Origin of the sequence: Nitrosomonas sp. JL21 (genome assembly GCF_009833095.1) — a bacterium.
Taxonomy (GTDB): domain Bacteria; phylum Pseudomonadota; class Gammaproteobacteria; order Burkholderiales; family Nitrosomonadaceae; genus Nitrosomonas.
Window position 1 is genome coordinate 215,713 of sequence record NZ_QRCB01000001.1, and the last position, 20,601, is coordinate 236,313.

The 20,601-nt window shown below is 49.7% G+C and carries 22 protein-coding genes; 9 read left to right on the top strand and 13 right to left on the bottom strand.

Annotated features, from left to right (window positions below; all coding sequences use genetic code 11):
• Positions 1–114 precede the first annotated feature (114 nt).
• The 6 genes from ABF87_RS01010 to ABF87_RS01035 are packed head-to-tail and all read left to right on the top strand — an operon-like array spanning position 115 to position 6,603.
• Positions 115–645, top strand: a complete 531-nt coding sequence (locus ABF87_RS01010; RefSeq protein WP_160827261.1) for a GspH/FimT family pseudopilin — start codon at positions 115–117, stop codon at positions 643–645.
• The gene (pilV, locus tag ABF87_RS01015; protein ID WP_160827262.1) at positions 636–1,133 is read left to right on the top strand and encodes a type IV pilus modification protein PilV; all 498 of its coding nucleotides are present in this window, start codon (positions 636–638) and stop codon (positions 1,131–1,133) included. The genes ABF87_RS01010 and pilV overlap by 10 nt, the downstream gene beginning before the upstream one ends.
• Entirely contained in the window at positions 1,130–1,942 is an 813-nt protein-coding gene (locus tag ABF87_RS01020) for a PilW family protein (protein WP_240143453.1), read from the top strand. The genes pilV and ABF87_RS01020 overlap by 4 nt, the downstream gene beginning before the upstream one ends.
• The gene (locus ABF87_RS01025; RefSeq protein ID WP_160827263.1) at positions 1,939–2,511 is read left to right on the top strand and encodes a PilX N-terminal domain-containing pilus assembly protein; all 573 of its coding nucleotides are present in this window, start codon (positions 1,939–1,941) and stop codon (positions 2,509–2,511) included. Before ABF87_RS01020 ends, ABF87_RS01025 begins: the two co-directional genes overlap by 4 nt.
• Positions 2,512–2,541: 30 nt before the next feature.
• Positions 2,542–6,069, top strand: a complete 3,528-nt coding sequence (locus ABF87_RS01030; RefSeq protein ID WP_160827264.1) for a PilC/PilY family type IV pilus protein — start codon at positions 2,542–2,544, stop codon at positions 6,067–6,069.
• Positions 6,070–6,123: 54 nt separating this feature from the next.
• Positions 6,124–6,603 (top strand): type IV pilin protein, encoded by a 480-nt coding sequence (locus tag ABF87_RS01035; protein ID WP_275689391.1) that lies wholly within the window; start codon positions 6,124–6,126, stop codon positions 6,601–6,603.
• 87 nt (positions 6,604–6,690) lie between these two features.
• Here the strand turns inward: ABF87_RS01035 and phoU are convergent, their stop codons facing one another.
• The 6 genes from phoU to yaaA all read right to left on the bottom strand — a co-directional run bounded on the left by phoU (position 6,691) and on the right by yaaA (position 11,192).
• Positions 6,691–7,398, bottom strand: coding sequence for a phosphate signaling complex protein PhoU (phoU, locus tag ABF87_RS01040; protein WP_160827265.1), 708 nt, complete (start codon positions 7,396–7,398; stop codon positions 6,691–6,693).
• A gap of 78 nt (positions 7,399–7,476) precedes the next feature.
• The gene (gene rpiA, locus ABF87_RS01045; RefSeq protein ID WP_164503098.1) at positions 7,477–8,136 is read right to left on the bottom strand and encodes a ribose-5-phosphate isomerase RpiA; all 660 of its coding nucleotides are present in this window, start codon (positions 8,134–8,136) and stop codon (positions 7,477–7,479) included.
• A 249-nt stretch (positions 8,137–8,385) separates the two neighbouring features.
• Positions 8,386–9,459 (bottom strand): molecular chaperone DnaJ, encoded by a 1,074-nt coding sequence (locus ABF87_RS01050; RefSeq protein WP_160827266.1) that lies wholly within the window; start codon positions 9,457–9,459, stop codon positions 8,386–8,388.
• A gap of 178 nt (positions 9,460–9,637) precedes the next feature.
• A complete protein-coding gene (locus ABF87_RS01055; protein WP_160827267.1) occupies positions 9,638–9,817 on the bottom strand; it encodes a hypothetical protein in 180 nt (59 codons plus the stop codon).
• Between the two features lie 223 nt (positions 9,818–10,040).
• Positions 10,041–10,406, bottom strand: coding sequence for a nuclear transport factor 2 family protein (locus ABF87_RS01060; RefSeq protein ID WP_160827268.1), 366 nt, complete (start codon positions 10,404–10,406; stop codon positions 10,041–10,043).
• A 3-nt stretch (positions 10,407–10,409) separates the two neighbouring features.
• The gene (gene yaaA, locus ABF87_RS01065; RefSeq protein ID WP_160827269.1) at positions 10,410–11,192 is read right to left on the bottom strand and encodes a peroxide stress protein YaaA; all 783 of its coding nucleotides are present in this window, start codon (positions 11,190–11,192) and stop codon (positions 10,410–10,412) included.
• A gap of 168 nt (positions 11,193–11,360) precedes the next feature.
• Between yaaA and ABF87_RS01070 the strand changes: the two genes are divergently transcribed.
• From ABF87_RS01070 to ABF87_RS01075, 3 genes are all read left to right on the top strand, one after another.
• Positions 11,361–12,833, top strand: a complete 1,473-nt coding sequence (locus ABF87_RS01070; protein ID WP_160827270.1) for a DegQ family serine endoprotease — start codon at positions 11,361–11,363, stop codon at positions 12,831–12,833.
• Between the two features lie 178 nt (positions 12,834–13,011).
• Positions 13,012–13,332 (top strand): hypothetical protein, encoded by a 321-nt coding sequence (locus tag ABF87_RS14860; protein ID WP_240143454.1) that lies wholly within the window; start codon positions 13,012–13,014, stop codon positions 13,330–13,332.
• On the top strand, positions 13,289–14,203 hold the full coding sequence (locus ABF87_RS01075; protein WP_240143455.1) for an amidohydrolase: 915 nt from the start codon (positions 13,289–13,291) through the stop codon (positions 14,201–14,203). Before ABF87_RS14860 ends, ABF87_RS01075 begins: the two co-directional genes overlap by 44 nt.
• A 59-nt stretch (positions 14,204–14,262) precedes the next feature.
• Here the strand turns inward: ABF87_RS01075 and ABF87_RS01080 are convergent, their stop codons facing one another.
• The 7 genes from ABF87_RS01080 to mfd form a co-directional block, all read right to left on the bottom strand.
• A complete protein-coding gene (locus ABF87_RS01080) occupies positions 14,263–14,655 on the bottom strand; it encodes a PIN domain-containing protein (protein WP_205012639.1) in 393 nt (130 codons plus the stop codon).
• Complete coding sequence (locus tag ABF87_RS01085; RefSeq protein ID WP_160827271.1) at positions 14,655–14,849, bottom strand: type II toxin-antitoxin system VapB family antitoxin; 195 nt, start codon at positions 14,847–14,849, stop codon at positions 14,655–14,657. The genes ABF87_RS01080 and ABF87_RS01085 overlap by 1 nt, the downstream gene beginning before the upstream one ends.
• A 141-nt stretch (positions 14,850–14,990) precedes the next feature.
• Positions 14,991–15,287 (bottom strand): type II toxin-antitoxin system RelE/ParE family toxin, encoded by a 297-nt coding sequence (locus tag ABF87_RS01090; protein ID WP_160827272.1) that lies wholly within the window; start codon positions 15,285–15,287, stop codon positions 14,991–14,993.
• Positions 15,272–15,505 (bottom strand): addiction module protein, encoded by a 234-nt coding sequence (locus ABF87_RS01095; protein ID WP_160827273.1) that lies wholly within the window; start codon positions 15,503–15,505, stop codon positions 15,272–15,274. The genes ABF87_RS01090 and ABF87_RS01095 overlap by 16 nt, the downstream gene beginning before the upstream one ends.
• Before the next feature lie 68 nt (positions 15,506–15,573).
• Complete coding sequence (locus ABF87_RS15200; RefSeq protein ID WP_275689392.1) at positions 15,574–15,702, bottom strand: hypothetical protein; 129 nt, start codon at positions 15,700–15,702, stop codon at positions 15,574–15,576.
• Between the two features lie 137 nt (positions 15,703–15,839).
• Positions 15,840–16,547, bottom strand: a complete 708-nt coding sequence (locus ABF87_RS01100; RefSeq protein WP_160827274.1) for an HNH endonuclease — start codon at positions 16,545–16,547, stop codon at positions 15,840–15,842.
• Positions 16,548–16,668: 121 nt separating this feature from the next.
• Complete coding sequence (gene mfd / locus ABF87_RS01105) at positions 16,669–20,127, bottom strand: transcription-repair coupling factor (RefSeq protein ID WP_160827275.1); 3,459 nt, start codon at positions 20,125–20,127, stop codon at positions 16,669–16,671.
• Positions 20,128–20,601 lie beyond the last annotated feature (474 nt).

Genomic DNA, 20,601 nt, shown 5'->3' on the forward strand with positions numbered 1-20,601 from the left:
GACGCGGACGGCTCATTAAAGTTAATGCACTGACTGACCGTTAATCCTTGGACTCCTTCAATTGAAAAATGATGTTCAAAGTGAAAATAATTGTTGCGCATTATGGCGATGAGAATGAAGCAAAGCACTAGGATAGTTGATCAAAATGGATTTACGCTGATTGAGCTTATGGTGACATTAAGCGTAGCCATCATCGTGTTATCGGTGGGCGTGCCCAATTATCGCGGGTTCGTCCAGGATAGCCTATTGGTTACGCAGAGCAATAGTTTTCATTCAGCAATAGCGTTAACCAAGAGTGAAGCGATCAAGCGCAGCAATCGCGTGACCCTCTGTCCGAGCAGTGACGGTACAAACTGCACAGGGGGCACCGTCTGGTCAAATGGTTGGATCGTATTTACCAATCCGAATGGAAATGCTGCTGTTGAGGCTGGTGAAGAAATTCTGCAGGTCGGTGCAGCACTTACTGGAGGGAGTAGCCTTTCAGGTACCCAAGATAGAATTACATTTACAGCTAATGGTTTTTCGATGGGGTCAAATGGCAGATTTAACTTATGCGATAGCCGTGGCGCCTCCTATTCCAAAGTCATCGTTCTGAATAACCAAGGTCGCATTCGCGCTGAGACAGGTACTGGAACATGCTCGTAAATCATCATCTGATAACAAGGCAGCATGGCTTCAGTTTGATGGAAGTGCTGATCACGATTTTAATCGTGTCGTTTGGACTGCTGGGGATGGCGGCACTGATCATTTCAAGCGCGCGCAGTAACAATATTGCGCATTACCGTTCAGTAGCCAGCAAGCAGACCGAAGATATTGCCGATCGCATGCGCGCCAATCGGGCAGGCCTCATTGCCGGCGCCTATGATGCTTTGGCGGCAAATACCCCCAACAGTGTCGATTGTGTGGCGAATGCGTGCAGCGAAACACAGATTGCCACGTACGATCATGCACAGTGGAATGCCACTAATGCTCAATTGCTGCCAGCGGGTGTTGGTACCGTTGATGGAACTGTGGCCGCCGGCTACCAAATTACGCTCAGATGGATAGAAAAAGGCATGAACGAAGCTGATTTGACATGTCCAGACGGAGTGCCTGCAAATACCCGATGTTTCGTAACCAGGTTTGCGCCATGAAAGCTACGTCAATGATCTTTTATGCCCAATTAAGGACTGAACCTGCGGATTCAAATTTGAAAGCCCAATGCGGCTTTACGTTGATAGAACTGATGATTTCCATGACACTGGGTTTGATGTTGCTACTCGTGATTAGTACCGTCTTTGTCAGCAGCCGGCAAAGCTTTCGCGAACAGGAAGATAACGCACGCATTCAGGAGAGTGGACGTTTCGCGCTTGAGATTATCGGACGCAGTCTCAAGCAAGCGGGTCATGTTGAAGTTCCATTCGATGATTTCAAGGTTGCTTTTGAAGGCACGGCAATCAGCGGAACAAACGGCGGCGCGGGCGTGGCGGATACACTGACTGTGCAGCATGAGGGGGCGGTGGGTGATCAGAATTGTGAGGGCACTGGCGTAACTGTTGCTGGCAGCATTATCCAGAATTTTTTTAATCTGGATGCGGTTAATGCCGAGCTGCAATGCCAAGGCGTTAATTCTCCTCCACCTGGTGTGCCTGCAGCGCCAGCGGGTGCACCGATAGGAAATGTATTGTTGGAAAATGTTGAGGATTTGCAGATCGTCTATGGCATCGATAACGATGCAGATCAGTCGGTTGATCGCTATGTCGCCGTCCCTGCCGATTGGAACCAGGTTCTGACTGCCCGCGTCTGTGTGCAGATCCGTTCCGATAAGACGAATATTGTCCCTGCGGAGACGAACTATCTGGATTGCAACAATACACCGATTGCAAATGCTGCGGATCGGCGGCTCAGACGCACGTTTACCGCGACTTTCAATTTGCGTAACCGTATCAATTTCCTGCCATGAGTACTCAGCACAATTTATTCCTGAAACAACGCGGTGCTGCGTTTGTCACGGGCTTAATTTTTTTGATGATTCTAACTTTGCTGGGTATTACGGTCGCAAAGATGGCTACCATCGAAGAGCGCATGTCTGGCAATATGCGCGATCGAATGATCGCCATGCAAGCAGCAGAAATGGCCTTGCGGTATGCTGAGCAGCATATCCGCGACAATGATCCAACCACGAACAATCCCAAAGCCGTGGAGGGCATAGAAGAGTTTGATACCACGTGTACTTCAGGGCTTTGTTACTATGGCGCTGGAGTGGCAGCGCCTCTCGTTTCTGCTACGACGACCTATTGCACACCTCTCTGTCCGTTCAGTTACGCTGAAGGAACTGTATTCAGGACTGACGGCGTAGACTATACGGCACCGGAATTGCCTGCCGGTGTGCCTCTTCCTACTTACCTCATAGAAGGCATCCAAAAAATACCACCCGGTGGCAGTTTGCGATTTTATTACCGCATCACAGTGCGTGCGCAAGGTGTGAAAGCTGGCACCGTGGTGTGGTTGCAGGAAGTGTTTAGACCATAAGAACGTTCGAAATAGAAGGATGGGTTCATCATGAAAACAACATTGTTCCGCCATACTATTACGCTGAATATCATTATCGTCAGTTTATCCATCAATTGGCCGGGTGAAATTCATGCGGCGCCGCCGTTATCAAACAGCCCGCTGTTTTTGGGTGGAAATATTTCTCCAAACGTGATGTTTACCCTCGATGATTCAGGGTCGATGCACTTCGAAATCATGCCTGAAGAATTGATTCGGAAAGATGCTCGCTTCATGTTTCCCCATGCAGATAGTGTTTATGGAGGGGCGGATTACAATAACTATGTGGTCGATTTTGATCCTACCAGCAAATATGCAGCATCATTACGTTCCAGTCATGTCAACAAGATTTATTATAATCCGGCGGTCAGATATCTTCCGTGGAGCAATGCGGATGGGTCGCTGATGAGTAATGCCGACCCAACTTGCGCATATCATAATCCTCTGAACACAGGCGCCGGTTGTCGTAATTTAACCAGCAATAATTCAAAAAGGGTTGAGTGGCTGGAGAAAAGTGGAAATTTGGATGATGAGACTAAAACCTTTTATCCAGCGGTTTATTTCCAATATAACAACAGCGGCAATATTGATGATGCAACGAGCTATACACAAGTTGAGATCAAGTCGTCTACTTCGAGCTATAACGGGGGGGGCAATCGTTCAGATTGCGCAGCAGCCCCAACCTGTACTTATAACGAAGAAATTCAGAATTTTGCCAATTGGTATACCTATTATCGATCGCGCATTTTGTTGGCGCGCGCAGGTATCGGCAGGGCCTTTTCCGCTCAAGGGAACACTATGCGTGTTGGGTTTGCGGCTATTAATAAAGGATCAACGACCGTGGATGGTGTGGCAACAACGGTAGTAAAGCGTGGCGTCAGGCAATTTATTGGCACAGATAGAACCAATTTCTTCACCAATCTCTATGATCATGATATTCCAGCGGCAGGTACACCTTTACGCCAAGCGATGATTGCAGTGGGTGAATATTTCAAGCGGACTGATGACAAAGGCCCTTGGGGACAAACGCCCGGTTCGACAGGTGGTACCCAGCATGAATGTCGTCAAAACTACAATATTCTCATGACCGATGGTTACTGGACTGAGGGAGCAGTGTCCGGCTTGGATAACTCAGATAATCAATCGGGTTCCAGCATTACCAATCATTCATCGCCGGCTTCTCCGGCGACGTATACCTATACGCCAATGTTGCCCTATTCCGATGCCTATAGCGATACGCTTGCAGATGCTGCCATGCAGTATTGGAAAAATGATTTACGCACAGATCTACAGAATAAAGTTCCTACCAATCCGCATGATCCGGCGTTCTGGCAGCACTTAGTGAATTTTACAGTGGGTCTCGGGGTAACCGGCACGTTAACTGAATTACCGTCCGGCGCTCAGTCTTGGCCGGATCCAACCACAACCGATGCAAGAAAAATTGATGATTTATGGCACGCTGCGGTTAACAGCAGAGGAAGCTTTTTTAGCGCCTCGGATCCTGCTGCGTTCTCGAATGCACTCACCAATGCATTGACAGCCATTGTGGCGCGGACAGGATCTGCTTCTGGGGTGGCTACTAGTTCAAGTTCATTAACGACGAATGGGCGCATTTATCAAGCAAAATTCAATAGTGGCGACTGGAGCGGACAGTTATTATCCATTCCCATAAATGCATCGGGTGTGGTTGGAGCACCTGAGTGGAATGCCGCTACGGTTTCTCTTTCACCCAGCACTATTAACCCAGCTTCCCGAGTGATGATTACTAAAGGCGGCAGTGATGGGGTCGCTTTTCAGTATGCAAACTTAACAACCAATCAGAAGACTTTTGTTGACAAGAATGCGGCCGGAGTAGTGGATAATTGTGGCTTGGAAAGAATTGCTTATCTGCGCGGAAGCGCTAGCCAGGAAGCTACCAGTGGAACATTTGCTTGTGCAAGTTCGACGACAATCAATAAATTTCGTGTCAGGAATATTAGTAAGTTAGGAGATATCGTAAATTCCAGTCCAACTTTTGTCGGGAAGCCGGGCGCGGGCTATTCCGATGTCGATCATCCTGGTTACAAGACATTTAAAACCAACTATGCGGATCGCACGCCGATGGTTTATGTTGGCTCAAATGATGGCATGCTTCACGGCTTCAATGCTTGCATTGTCGGCGTAACCCCAGGGTGCACGACTGCAGATGCGGGTAAAGAATTACTGGCTTATATACCGAGCCAAGTGTATGCAAACTTAAGCAGGGTTACCGACAAAGACTATAACACCAGTCATCGTTATTTAACCGATGGCACCCCGATGGTGGCGGATGTCTATTCCAGTAGCACTTCAAGCTGGCGGACAATACTGGTGGGGGGCTTGAATGGCGGCGGCCAGGGCTACTATGCTCTCAACGTGACCAATCCGAAAGATGCGGCTAAATCTGAGCCGGTATTTTCCGAAGCGAACGCAGCCAGCCTGTTGTTATGGGAATTCTCGAACGCTGATGATAGCGATATGGGCTACAGCTACAATCTTCCTCACATCAATTCCTTTACGGGACAGGCCCGGCAGATCGTTAAAATGGAAAATGGAAAATGGGCCGTAGTAGTTGGTAACGGTTATAACAGTGCGAATGGCAAGGCAGTGCTGTACATATTATTCGTTACAAGTGGCGAGGACGGCAGTTGGACGCTGGGAACAGATTACATCAAGGTGGTCGCGGATGCAGGCACAGGTAATGGCTTATCGACGCCTACGCCGTTTGATTCAAACGGCAATGGTTTGGCCGATGTCATCTACGCAGGGGATTTTAAGGGTAATCTGTGGAAATTTGATGTCAGCTCCTCCACACCCAGCAATTGGAAAGTGGCACTGAGTGGATTGCCCTTGTTTGTCGCAGGTACAGCCAAGCCCATTATTTCTCCTCCTGCGGTTACATTTCATCCCAAAAGAGGACAGCAGATCATGTTTGGGACGGGTAAGTATTTAGAAACCGCGGATACTACGGATACAAGCACGCAGACTATCTATGGCCTTTGGGATTTAAACACTGCTGCGACAATAACACAGTCTATGTTGATTCAACAAACCATGACAGATGGAGCAACCAGGACGGCGACACAGCACCAAGTTCCTTATTCTGCGACGATCAAAGGGTGGTATCTCAATTTACCGTTAAGCGGGGAACGGATTACCGCTGTTCCGAGCGCTAATGATGGCATTTTGTTTTTTACCACGATTGTTCCATCAGCTTCGCCCTGTGATTTTGGTGGTAGAGGATTTTTAAATATACTTGATTACTATTCGGGAGGAATGCTGTTTTTTCCTACCTTCGATCATACAAGAAACAGAGTATTATCTTTAGAAGATGGATTGTCGGCTGGTATCGAAATAGGATTTTCGATAGGGGGTGGGACATCTATCACCGATTCTGCTATTTCTGCAGTTAGTGATAATGTGGTAGGTCTTACAGGTGATGATAGAACGTTTCAAACGCTCATGACTAAAGGCGCGGCTGGTCTACGGGGCAGAATCACGTGGCGGGAATTTATGCCCTAGACTCATTTAAAAATGAGACAATGGAAAATGGGAATATTAATGAGAACCAGAGAAATGGTCACCAAAATGAGATTGCAAACTTTTTCACGTCAATCGGTTGGTTTTACGCTGATTGAATTAATGATCACGGTCGCCATCGTCGGCATTATTGCAGCGGTTGCTGTTCCATCCTATCAGGATTATACGCGGCAGAATAACCGCGCTGGTGCAAAAGCATTGCTTTACGAAAATGCGCAATTCTTGGAACGGTTCTATAGTCAGAATAGCCAATACGATGCTTCAGTCGGAGCAGATGCTCGTCCGAACACACCAGATGATGGGGTTATGGTTGTGTTGCCTAATACGCAATCGCCTAGAACGGGTGCGGCGCAATATAATATTTCACGGCAACCCGTGGCAGATCCAAATAATACCTTCGTGCTTCAAGCAGTACCCACCGGGACTATGGCAGGAGATCCCTGCGGTACGCTGACACTCAGCAATACCGGCCTCCAAGGAGCGGGAGGCGATGTGGCGAGCTGCTGGAATCGATGATTCGGACGTAATTTCAATTCAATTTTTCACTGCCGTTGGCTGCTTTGCAAACTTCCTTGACATTCGACACTCTCGGTTTATTCCTCGTTATTCCTTGATTTCCTGCTCGATCTGGTCGGCTGTGACATGGCGAACATCCTTGCCTTTCACCATATACACGACATATTCCGACATATTTTTGGCATGATCGCCAATGCGCTCAATGGCTTTAGCGACAAATAGGATTTCGAGACAAGTGGAGATTTTTCTCGGATCTTCCATCATGAAGGTGATCAGTTGTCGCAGGATGGAACGGAATTCTTCATCGACGAACTCGTCCTGGCGCACAATTTGAGCAGCCGCGTTCAAATCAAGCCGTGCAAATGAATCCAGTGCTTTATGCAGCATATCGGTGGCAATGCTGGCAACATGCTTGACCTCGTTAAAACGAGGAATGTGCATACGGTCTGTGGCATAAATCAATTTCGCCATGCGGGCAATTTTTGCAGCTTCGTCTCCGATTCGTTCCAGATCGGTAATGGTCTTGATCACCATCATGATCATGCGTAAATCGCTCGCAGTCGGTTGCCGCCGCGCAATGATCTGATTACAGATCTCATCGATCGACACTTCCATCGCATTGACCCGGTGATCTCGTGTAATGACCTGATTAATCAATTCTTCATTGCCGGTGGTCAAGGCTTCCACAGCATATTCAATCTGCTCTTCGACAAATCCGCCCATCTGCAGAACACGGGTGCGCACTTCTTCAAGATCAGCATCAAACTGCTTGGAAATATGTTCTTTATTTGCCATGTTTTGCCTTGTGTTGGTAAGTTGGTGAAGAGGTGAATGCGGGAATATTTCGAACACCTGCGTCGAAGAAAATTCCGTTCAAATAGTGAACGTTTTTACGCCGTTATCGGTTCCTAACAACAGCGTATTAGCCGATCGGCGGGCAAAAAGCCCATTGGTCACAATGCCGGTCATTTGATTGAGCGTCGCTTCGAGCTCAACCGGGTTCAGAATTTGTAAGCCATGCACATCGAGAATCACATTGCCGTTATCCGTGACGAAACCTTGACGCAGCGCAGGCTGCCCGCCCAACAAGACGATCTCGCGCGCCACATAACTGCGCGCCATCGGTATGACTTCAATGGGCAGTGGAAAATTGCCCAAAACGTTCACCAGCTTGCTCCGATCGGTGATGCAAATGAACTTTCGTGCGACTGCGGCAACGATTTTTTCCCGCGTCAAGGCACCGCCGCCGCCCTTAATCATGTGCAAATGCTCGGTAATTTCATCGGCACCATCCACATACACGGGAAGATCCACTACGTTATTGAGATCATGTACTTCGATGCCATGTCCTTGAAGGCGTTTCGCAGTAGCATCGGAACTGGCCACAGCACCTTCGATTTTGTGCTTGATTTTGGCGAGTTCATCAATAAAGTAATTTGCAGTTGAACCTGTACCGACGCCAACGATACATCCCATGGGAATATGCTGTATTGCGGCTGCAGCAACTGCGCGTTTTTGTTCGTCCTGTGTCATGATGCCCTTACTGTTCAAAAAATGATTAAAATTCTTTGCAGGATAGCGTTAACTGCTCAGTAAGGCAATGTTTCAGACTATTCAATGCGAGCTTAAGGAAATTATTAGGGAAATCCACAAATCTACTCTCAAAAAAGAACGTAGCTGAATATTTTCGCCAAAGAGCGTTCTCATAGAAAAATAGCACCGTTATGTCGGATAAATGAGCGTCTCGCCTATGTATGAGGCAAACCCAAATGCTGACAGATCTTAAAAAAATTGATCAAATTCTGAGTGTGGAATCCGGTAGCCTTTGAGCCATGACTTGAATTGTTTCAGATCATTGAAGAGCATCAGGTCGTGCTGAATGCGGTTGATTTGACTGCGCAGCGCTCGGGTATCTTCATTCAACAATGCAAATAATCGTTTAGGCGACAACGGTTCATGTCGCGAAAGGCCGAGCATGTCTCTGACTTGTTGCTCGACCTGCATCACTTCTTGCCGAAATTCGTCCAATTGCCGTTGCAGAAACGCATTGTAATATTTCAAGCGATCATCTGCGATAGTCCGAATGGTGTGCTGATTGACCGGTTCGATGCTGAACTGCATTTCCAGCAATTGCGCCAGATCCTTTTCTCCATAGGCTACCGTGACTTTCTGCATGAGCTCGGTTTTGCGCTCGCGCTCGGCCGGATCGAACTCGCGGTCAGGATGCAAGGCGGCGACCAGTTGCCGGTAAATGGCTTGTATCATTTTCGAGGTATTTGTTTCTTCCTCTTTGTCACTTGCTTCCTTGCTTAGTTGTCTGGCAGATTTTTTACGCTTTGACCGTGATTCCTGATCGGTATGTCTTTTTTCCGCTGCCGCGTCAGGATCGGAAAAATTACATTCATCATCCTCGAACTCAACGTCTGTGTGTTGTTTCAAAGAGGATTGCAGCAGTGTTTCGTCGTTCTGAGCGGTCTCATCTAAATCCCGCCCGCTGTGATAATCATATAGCGGTTTTAAATCATGCCGTCCCTGATGTATCAGTTCTTCGCACAGGCTGGTGATCAGGTAAGAAATTTTTTCGTATTGAATCGTCGAGAATTGTTCATGAGTGTATAAATCATCCAGCATCTCCACCATTTCAACCTGATGTTCGCGGAACGTATCATGTAGCGGCATCAGCTTTCGTACAAATTCCTGCTGATATTGCGGGATCGATTCGTGCCAACTGGCCAGCAATGTTTTCTGCATTTCAATTTTCTCGATCAAGTGATTGAATTTCTTCTGAGCGGGAGAAAGGCTGGCGTCATGCGGATTTTCTTGGATACGAATGGTTTTGATCGGGGAATGAGGCATAGCTTGGGGAAGATGCGGTAAATGTGAAAATTTCTAAATGACCGAACCGCCTATTTTTTCACGATTCGACACATCCGTTTAGAATAATTACGTTCTTTACGTTAGACTCATGAAGTAGATGCTTTATCCATGATCATCGTTATGAAAATAAAACTGGAACAGGATGTGCAATCAAGTTTTAACGTCGCGCACGAGCGCGCAATGCTTGCTGCATGCGTAGTTCATGCAGTCCACGCGTAAGCGTCGGAACCGTCCAGGAATAGGTGATATCAGCTACAAGCGACGAATGATCTGCTTGCTCAGATGTGCGCGCAGGGAATTTCGCAAAAAGCAGCAGGGCAAAGCCGTAACCGCGCATTCGTTTTTGTAGACTATATGGCTATTTTTAGAGAATAAAAAAATTGCATGTCCGAGCACAAGCATTTTTCCTCCATTTTCCTGAGGAATTGCTGATCAATTCGGTGAGCGAAATGGAGCGAAAGGCGCACAGAACGAAGCAATAGGGATCCATCAATAAGATAGGCGGGGAAGTACCTCATAACGAAGCGATTTACTCATGTAGTCAAATCATTGTCGTTCCACTAACTTTCCGGCTTGCACACGGCAATATGCTTGATCAATCCGTTGGGCGTGAAAAATATTTGTTCCAACCCATGCCGTTCAATGCGTTTGCCAGTGGACGCGTTGGTGCCGGTCATGATAAAAGTGAACTCGGCGCCGTCATTGCCAATATTGCGGTATTGCGATACTTCCCAGTGCGCATCCGAAAAACGGCCGAAGAATTCGATCATCATGGCGTGGATGGCGTCAACGCTGCGGTATTCGCCAAAAAATTCGGAGTGATAAGTAGCTTCTGTGTCGAATAAAACCTTGATGAGGGCGAGATCGTGCGCGTTCGATAATGCGACATAATGTTTTGCCAGCGCGATTGGATCAAAGATATGCATCAGTTAGCCCTGTTTTGATTCTGTGCGGATGAAGACCCACGCATTCGAGTCGCTATCGGCCGCGCTGAAGCGGTAACCGGCGACATCAAAATGCTTTATCGCTTCGGGATCGGTCAATCGATGATGGATGATGTAACGACTCATCATGCCGCGGGCTTTCTTGGCAAAAAAACTGATGATTTTGTAAACGCCGTTCTTCTCATCCTTGAAAACGGGCGTGATAATGCGGGCGTTGAGTTTGGCGGGTTGGACGGCATGAAAGTATTCATTCGACGCCAAATTAATGAGGGTATCGTCTTTTTGCTTTTTCAGTGCCTGATTGAGCGCATCGGTGATGATGCTGTCCCAGAATTCATAGAGGTTGTTGCCGCGCGAATTCTTGAATTGCGTGCCCATTTCCAGCCGGTAGGGCTGCATCAGATCAAGTGGCCGCAGAACACCATATAAGCCGGACAGGATGCGCAGATGCTCTTGCGCAAACGATAATTCGGCTGGCGTCATCGTCTCGGCATCCAGGCCGGTGTAGACATCGCCCTTGAAAGCCAGAATGGCTTGTTTGGCATTCTTTGGCGTGAATGGCCGCTGCCAGGCAAAATAACGGTTTGAATTCAGCAACGCGAGTTTGGGGCTGATCGACATCAGCTTGCCGATCTGATCGGGTTCCAGTTTTCTCAATGCATCGATCAATTCGGCAGAATCATCGAGAAAATCCGGATGCGTGTGTTTTTCGGTGATCGGCGGTGTTTCGAAATCCAATGTCTTTGCAGGGGAGATGACGATAATCATGGATAGATCCTGACATAAAAAATACAAAAAATGGTATCAGATTAAAGTTCGCAATGGGAAATAGGCTCAAGCGTCTTCAGTACTTGTATTCGTGCATTCAATCCCCAGATACTTTTTCCTGATGGGGCATTGGGCGCGGGCATTTTTTGTTAATCACAGGAGCAAAACATGTTGAGTTTCCGGAAATTTTTTATACTGGCGGTCATGCTGTTGATGCCGATTCCGGTATTGGCGCAGGAGGATGGCGTGGAAAGTCTGCGCCAGACCAGCAAAGCGTTTGCGAATGTCGCACGTAAAGTATCTCCTTCGGTCGTTCTGATCCAAGTCGAGGATGAAGTGAAGCGCGGCAAGCAGCAGAATCCGCTTGGACTTCCTTTCGGCGAAGGAGAATGGCCATTCGGCGATGATTTATTGAAGCGTTTTTTTGGCGATAAATTCCCTGATTTTCCCCGCTTCAATGCGCCTGGCGATCAACGTCCCGCGATGGGGCAAGGTTCCGGGTTCGTTTTTCAGCCCAGAGATAAGAAACTCGTCAACAAAACTTATATTCTCACCAACAATCATGTGGTTGAGGGTGCCGGCAAAATTCGCGTCAAGTTCTATGACGGGCGTGAGTTTGACGCAAAAATCAAAGGCACTGATCCGAAATCGGATATTGCCGTGATCGAGATCGATGCCCGTGGCATGCCGGCCGTGCGGTTGGGCGATTATGACCAGCTGGAAGTGGGTGAATGGGTGGTGGCCATTGGTAATCCTTTTGGTTTGAGTCATACGCTGACAGTCGGCGTCGTCAGCGCCAAAGGCAGAACCACGCTCGGTATCAGCGATTATGAAGACTTCATCCAGACCGATGCGGCGATCAATCCGGGAAATTCCGGCGGTCCGCTGGCGAACCTGGATGGCGAAGTGATTGGCATGAATACGGCCATTTTTAGCCGTAGTGGCGGTTATATGGGCATCGGTTTCGCTATTCCGATCAATCTCGTGGAGCGTATAGCCAGCCAACTGATCGAACAAGGCGAAGTGGTGCGCGGTTATCTTGGCATCATGATCCAACCGCTGACGCCCGATCTTGCCAAATCGTTCGATCTCAAGAATGAGCAAGGTATCTTGATCGCTCAGGTGACCAAAAACTCTCCGGCCGCGAAAGCGGGCCTGAAAGCGGGTGACGTGATTCTGAGTTATCAAGGCCGGTCTGCCGGCGATGTCGGCGATTTCCGCAATCAAATAGCGCTCGTGCAACCGGGCAGCCAGATCAAGTTTGAAATTTTCCGCGATGGAAAGCCGCGCACGATCACCGTCAAAGTCGAAAAAATGACCGACAGTAAAGCTGCAGCGGTTGCGCAAGAACCGGCGCAATTCGCTGAAAAGCTTGGTTTGACGGTACAGACGATTACGCCCGAGCTGGCCCGGCAACTGGATGTGAAGGCGAACGAAGGCGTTCTGGTGACGGAAGTAGCTTCCGGTTCGATTGCCGCAATGGCGGATATCAATCGTGGCAGCGTGATACTGGAAGCGAACCGCAAAAAGGTCAATACGGCTGCTGAGTTCAACCAAGCTGTAAAGAGCGTTTCCGGTAAGATTCTGTTATTGGTGCGCGAAAATGACGTGTCGCGCTATGTAGTGTTGAGCGGACGTTGATTGCGCAGCGGCAGTGATTCCGGCGAATAGCAACTCAGCGGCAAAAAGGGCGGGGTGATCGTGTAGGCATCCGCTCATCCCTTCTTCTCATTGGAGCGTCGGTATCATCGGTATTTGAGGCTCTGGTTTTATGCTGTATGCTCCGCAGGATTTGATAACAAATAGCTCCAGAATGACCATGACCATCGCTCCCGGCATTCTCGCGTTGCATGCGCAAATGCGACGCTGGCGCAGACATATCCATCAATATCCGGAAATCGCCTTCGAAGAATCTGCAACCGCCCAGTTGATTGCCGAGCAGTTACGCCGGGCCGGCATCGAAGTTCATCAGGGTTTTGCTGGAACCGGCGTGATCGGTGTCTTGCGTCGTGGCAATAGCACCAACAGCACCAACAGTATCGCGCTGCGCGCCGATATGGATGCTTTATTTATCCAGGAGCAAAATCAGTTCGACTATGCGTCTCGTCATCCCGGCAAGGATGCACGCCTGCGGCCATGATGGTCATAGCGCCATGCTGCTTGGTGCGGCTCATTATCTCGCCAGTCAGGGGCGCTTTGAGGGGACGGTGTATTTCATTTTTCAACCGGCGGAAGAATGCCGGGCCGGTGCTCATCAAATGATCAACGACGGATTGTTTGAGCAATTCCCGGCGCAACGGGTATTCGGCATGCATAATTTTCCCGATGTTCCGGCCGGGCATTTCGCCGTCAGGCCCGGCCCGATGATGGCATCGTTCGATTGCTTCGAAATCACGCTCAGCGGTCAGGCCACTCATGCCGCGATGCCGCATTCCGGTAACGATGTGCTGGTTGCCGCCGCCTATCTGGTCACACAATTGCAAACCATCGTCAGCCGCCAGATCGATCCAGCCGATGCAGCCGTGGTCAGTGTTACGCAAATTCACGGCGGCAATACCTGGAACGCTCTGCCAGATTCCGCAGTGGTACGAGGAACCTTCCGCAGCTTTAAAAATGCCGTGCGCGAACAATTGGAAAATGCAATTCGTCATGTGGCCGAGAGTATCGTGCAAGGTTTCAGACTTCACGCCGACATCCTGTTTAACCCCGAAAACCCGGGTTATCCGGTTACCATCAACAGCCAAGATGAAACCGCCAGCGCCATCCGCGCTGCTACCGCTGTCGTCGGCGAGCAATGCGTCAATATCGCACCAACCCCCAGTATGGGTGCCGAAGACTTCGCTTTCATGCTGCAACAAAAACCGGGCTGTTACATCTGGATCGGCAACGGCAACTCGCAAGGTAGTTGTCTATTGCATAACCCGAACTACGATTTTAACGATGACATTCTGCCGCTCGGCGCGGCGTATTGGGTTCGACTGGTGGAGGGTGAGTTACCAGAGTATGAGTAGAATATCTATGCGGTGCTAGTTGAAAATCCTTCGTGACTGAAAATTAAAGAGAATTAGGGTTATAGATTTTGCGTTTGATAGAGTTTAACGCCAAGGATTTGGCTCAACATCAGGAAGTGCTTGTCGAGTGAAAATACGTCGCAGCCATTTTCTTTTGCATTTTGCGCAATGATGAGATCGGGAATACCGATGCCGTTTGATCCGGATTTTAAGCACAACCATTGCGATTCAATAATATCGCCCCAATCAATTTTCAAAGGCATTTGTTTAATTTCGTTCAATAGCTTGATGACCTTGACTTGGCCCTTCAGTTTCAAGAAAGGAATCAATTCAGCCAGAATCAAGTCATTGGTTACGATAACGTTTAGGTCAATCAGAACATCCAATTCGGCCGATTGATTACCGGATCGGAAATAATCGATCCAAACCGATGTATCGACCAGCACCAACATTACCGGCGTGCTCGAATGCTATCAAGATCGATATCCAACTCGATCTTCCCTTTGAATTGCTTCAACTCGGCAATTTTTGCTCTCCGCACTAATTCCTCCAAAGCCAACACGATCACCGCCGTTTTAGTTTCAGCTTGAGTGACGCGCATTGCTTCGCTCAGCAGCTGTTCGGGTAAATCTAACGTAGTTCTCATGATGTTTCCTCCTGCAATGCATAAGAGTGTAGGGAGTTATGCATATCGAATCAAGACCGATTATTTGATTTAACTGTCTGTGAAGAGTGAGAGTCATCAGCTGATTGATGTACCTCCTTGCAGTCGGCACATCCTACCGGGTTACCGTGCTCTTGGCCAATGACTGGGATTGCGAGCATCGTGCAAAACGGCCAAAACATATATCAAGTCATGGCGCACGACATAAAACAAACCATAAGGAAAGCGAGGAAGGAGCGCGCGATGCACTTTGGGGATGACTTCTGCATAAAGCAAGGGGGCTTGTTCCAGGCGTTTTAGTTGTAGCTCAATAGCAGCGATAAACTCTTCGCCTAGCCCGGGGTGTTGCGTTTCATACCAGGTGCGAGCTTCACCAATTTCCCGCACTACCCGCGCGGAAAATTTCAAACGGAACGCCATGAACCATCATTCAGGTGCAATTTGACTTGCTCCCAGGAAAACCCGGCATCCGGATTTTCCTCGAATTCCGCCAAACGAGCCTCCAGTTCGGCTTTTAGCTCGGGTGATATTTCAACGGCTTCCGGTACGGCCGCAACGCTATCCCAAATGAGCTCAACGAGGCGGATGCGCTCCTGCACCGGTAATTGAAGAATGTCGGCAATGGAAATATTTTTCATGGCAATGATTGTACGCTATAAAAATGTTAGTACTGCAAGCAATTGTTTAGATGAAAATTGTCTCGTTATTATCCGACAGTCCGGTGGGTATAACCGCCTGTACCGCCATTATCATCGCCACCGTCACGAGTAGGGTGCAATAACCGCAGAGCATTGCACCATTTTTCCGATTGATGTGCCTCCTTGGGTCGGCACATCCTACCGGCTACCGCGCATAGTTAGGTCCGTTTGGGTGTATAGAGTGGAGATGCTTGGTCATGCTGTTGTAGCCACTCAGAATAGCCGTCGAGCGCGGAGCCAGCGACATTGAGTGTGTATTCGACACCGAAAACGGCTAGACAAAAGTAAAGTTCTCCCTGCTCAGTGCCAAAGAAGTCGAACTCGTTGAGACACTGAAAAGACTGACCAGACTCATCGGTGTGTTTGTGGTTGGCGTCGTAGATGACACGCTGATGAAAAAGCCAATGTTGGCCGGATCCCAATCGCGCAGAGGATCAAGCTGTGACTCGTCAATCATGGGGTCGAGGGGATGGTTGGCGGCGAGTAGCTGGAAGGCCATCGCCTCTAAAGCAACCTTCGCAAGAAACCGACTCATCAAGTGGTCGTCTGGGCGGGGTCGGTCGGTAGGAAACATCAACTCGCCAGCGCCCATACTGGCCACCGAATCCCAATGCTCAGTTGGCACCCGGACAACAGTAGAACCGTCCTCCTCTCGAACCAGTTCTACGATGACATTGGGCCGGAGTATCGCTTTCTGAGAGGGAACGTTCCCCTTCTTGTTGGGTATCGCCTGCTGAAAGCGTAGAGAACGGAAATGGCCGGTGTCCAAGACGGGCTTTTCAATCTTTCGGGCGAAGTAGTTGTTACATCCACCACAAACGATTCCAGGTGGCAGCGTATGGCTGCGATTGCCGAGTGACTCGGGCAAAATATGCTCAGTGCTGCGTGAATTGTCCGAAGTCTGTTTGCAGAAAATGCATCGCATCTCAGGAAAGACCCAATTAGAATTAGACGTCCGAAATGACGCAATATAATGCATCATCAATTAAATTTACTTTGTAAATTAACATGCTACCTTCTTTCCACTTATTAAAATGCATCAATTCTTTTTTGATCATATTTTACTGACTTCATAAGTCAGCAAGAAATTACTTTTAAGCCATTCACCCCAACTTCTGCATCAATTCCTTAATCCGCATCACCCGCTGATTCACATCCTCGATTTTGATCTGAATTTTCAACCGATCCTGGCCGGAGAGCGAGTATTCGCGGCTGCTCTGGATCAGTTGGATGATTTTGAGCGGGTCGATCGGTGGGTTCGGGATGAACTGCACCTGGATGCTGTCGGTGCTGGCGTCGATGCGGATGATGCCGAGCGGCTTGGCCGCGATGCGCAGGCGGTGGCAGTCGAGCAGGGCGCGGGCCGGGTTGGGCAGCAGGCCGAAACGGTCGATCAGTTCGCGCTGCATGTCGTCGAGCTGGTCGTCATCGTTGCAGTTGGCCATGCGCTTGTACAGCACCAGGCGTTCGTGGATGTCGTGGCAGTAGTCTTCCGGCAGCAGCGCGGGCACGTGCAGGTTGATTTCAGTGGCAACGCCGAGCGGGTGCTGCATGTCGGGTTCCTTGCCCTGTTTCAGTGACTGAATAGCGGTGTCAAGCATGGTGCTGTACAGGCTGAAGCCGATCTCCTGCATTTCGCCGCTTTGCGATTCGCTCAGCACCGCGCCGGCACCACGGATTTCCAGGTCGTGCATCGCCAGATAAAAGCCGGAGCCGAGTTCTTCCATCGCCTGGATCGCTTCCAGGCGCTTTTTCGCCTGCGCGCCAAGCGCTTCTTCCGGTGGCGTCAGCAAGTAAGCATACGCTTGATGGTGCGAACGCCCGACTCGGCCGCGCAACTGGTGCAACTGCGCCAGGCCGAATTTGTGCGCGTTGTTGATGATGATCGTGTTGGCGCTCGGAATGTCGATGCCGGTTTCGATGATCGTGGTGCACAACAGAATGTTGAATCGCTGCTGGTAGAAGTCGCGCATGACGTATTCCAATTCGCGCTCCGGCATCTGCCCGTGGGCGATGTTGATGCGCGCTTCCGGCAGCAAACTGGTGAGTTTTTCTTGCATCAGTTGAATGGTGCTGACTTCGTTATGCAGAAAATAGATCTGTCCGCCGCGCTTCAATTCGCGTAGACAGGCTTCGCGGATGATACCCATCGAAAAGCCGCTGACAAAGGTGCGAATCGCCAGGCGGCGCTGCGGTGCGGTGGCAATGATCGAGAAATCGCGCAAACCTTCGAGCGACATCGCCAGCGTGCGCGGAATCGGCGTGGCGGTCAGCGTTAGCACGTCGACCTCGGCGCGCAGTTTTTTGAGTTGCTCCTTTTGACGGACGCCGAAGCGGTGTTCCTCGTCGATAATCACCAAGCCCAGGTTTTTGAAGTGCACATCCTTTTGAATCAATTTGTGCGTACCGATGATGATGTCGATGTCGCCTCTGGCCAGCCCTTCGATGGCCTGGGTTTGCTCCTTGGCGGAACGGAAGCGCGACAGCTCGGCGATTTTGACCGGCCATTGGTCGGCAATCAGCCCAAAGCGATCGGAAAAATTCTGGAAATGTTGCTCTGCCAGCAATGTGGTGGGCACCAGCACAGCGACTTGTTTGCCATCGGCGACAGCAATGAAAGCTGCGCGCAACGCCACTTCAGTCTTACCGAAGCCGACGTCGCCGCAAATGAGGCGATCCATCGGCTTGCCGGAGGTCAGATCCTCGATCACCGCTTTGATTGCGGCGGCCTGATCGGCTGTTTCCTCGAAACCGAACCCCTCGGCGAAAGCGTCGTAATCATGCTGCTGTAACGTAAATGTGTGACCTTCGCGGGCCGCGCGCTGGGCGTACAGATTCAGCAATTCCGCCGCGGTATCGCGCACCTGCTGCATCGCCTTGCGCTTGGCTTTGTCCCACTGGCTGCTGCCCAATTTGTGCAACGGCGCAGATTCCGACGCAGCGCCGCTGTAGCGGCCGATCAGATAAAGCTGTGAAACCGGCACGTACAGTTTGTCGCCACCTTCGTATTCCAGAGACAGAAATTCGCTCAGCTCACCCGGCTCACCTTCGCCGACATCCATGCTGACCAGGCCGAGATAGCGCCCGATGCCGTGCTGCTCGTGCACGACCGGATCGCCGGGTTTGATTTCCGATAGATCGCGCAGAATGTTATCGGTCGAAGTGGCGGATTTGCGCGATTCGCGTTCGCGGCGGCCGTGCACGTGCGTGGCGTACAGCTCGCTTTCGGTGATCACCGCGAACCGATCCGCGTCATCGACAAAGCCGGTATACAGCGGTGCGACGCCGAGCATGAAGAATTGCGTGCTGCTTAGGAACGCCGCGTAATCCTCGCAGATCGTCGGACGCAGACCATATTGATGCAGATATTCGGCGATCAGCTCGCGCCGCCCCAAGCTTTCTGCCAATAGTAGGATGCGACCACCTGCCAGGGAAAATTCAGCCGTAAAGGCCGCAAGTTTTTCCAGTGGATTCTCTGCGTGCCGATTGACCTGAACAGAAGGGAGTGTGTGCGTGTGCTTGGGCGCAGCAAGCTTTGATTCTTGCGCGGCAGGCAGAATCTCAATCCGGGCATAAGGCTTTAATTGACCAAAAAAGCCATCGCTGGTCAGGAACAGTTCGGTGGGCGGTAGCAACGGACGTTCCATATCGCCGCGCAATAATTGATAACGCGACTGAGTATCGCGCCAGAATTCATCGATGACCGGACGAACGTCATGGTGCAGGCACAGCACTGTGTTGTCTGGCAGATAATCGAACACTGTGGCCGTTTGGTCGAAGAACAGCGGCAGATAATACTCGATGCCCGCAGGCGTCAAGCCCTTGCTGATATCCTTGTAAATCTGTTTTTTGGTCGGATCGCCCTCGAATTTTTCGCGGAACTTGCCACGAAAAGTGGTGCGGCCGGCTTCATCCAGTGGAAATTCACGCGCCGGCAACAGGCGGATTTCCTTGACTGGGTAGATGCTGCGCTGCGTATCGACATCGAATGTGCGTATTGTGTCGATTTCATTATCCAGCAGATCGATGCGGTACGGCAGCGGGCTGCCCATCGGGAACAGATCGATCAGGCCGCCGCGCACGCTATATTCGCCTGGAGAAAACACCTGTGTTACATGCGAATAGCCCGCCAGGGTCAATTGACTGCGCAATCCCGCCAGATCCAACAATTCGCCTGTCTTAAGGAAAAATGTATGCGCCGCGAGATATTCGCGCGGCAGCATGCGGTAGAGCGCCGTGGTCAACGGCGCGATCAATACGTCACACGCGCCATTCATGACCTGATACAAAGTGGCCAATCGCTCCGACACCAGATCGTGATGCGGCGAAAACGTGTCGTACGGCAAGGTTTCCCAGTCGGGTAACAGATGTACCTTCAGTTCCGGCGCAAAATAGGGGATCTCTTCCAACAGACGTTGCGCATCGAGCGCATTCGCGGTAATGACGGTGATGGGCTTGGCTTGCTGTCCCAGTTGGGCAAGAAATAATGCATCACTGGAACCTGCAAAGTTTCCATGACGCAACACGGTTCCGGGAGTGGGTATCGTAAGGTTTCGCTGCATAGTTTAGGCAATCCATCCGGCAATCTCGGGGTCATGCGCAGTGAGATGGGTGTAATTCAAAACGGCTTATTATAGGCCAGTTTTATGTCATTCATTATTATGCGGTGGCTGGGGTCAGATGTGAGTAATTTGAATTTTAATTGCCGCTGTCTACGCTCTGTCGCGATTATTCACGCATGGGATATAAGTCCCAAAAATTTATGAGAAAAAAACTCATCAATGGGTGAAATGACTCACTGGATTGAATTGTAATATTGATTATCATCGTGGATGTGAAATTTACATGACTAATGGTATTAACGTAATGACTACGAATGTTATTTGCATTGAAGTCGCGCATGCAATTGGTTTATTTGGAACAAAAGACTCAAAATTTTAAGCCAATAATTAGAAAGCGGAATCAGGAGAGAACCGTTTATGAGAGTAAATTAAGTATTTCGAACCTGATTTCAAGCCGCATGACTGGGTAAAGGA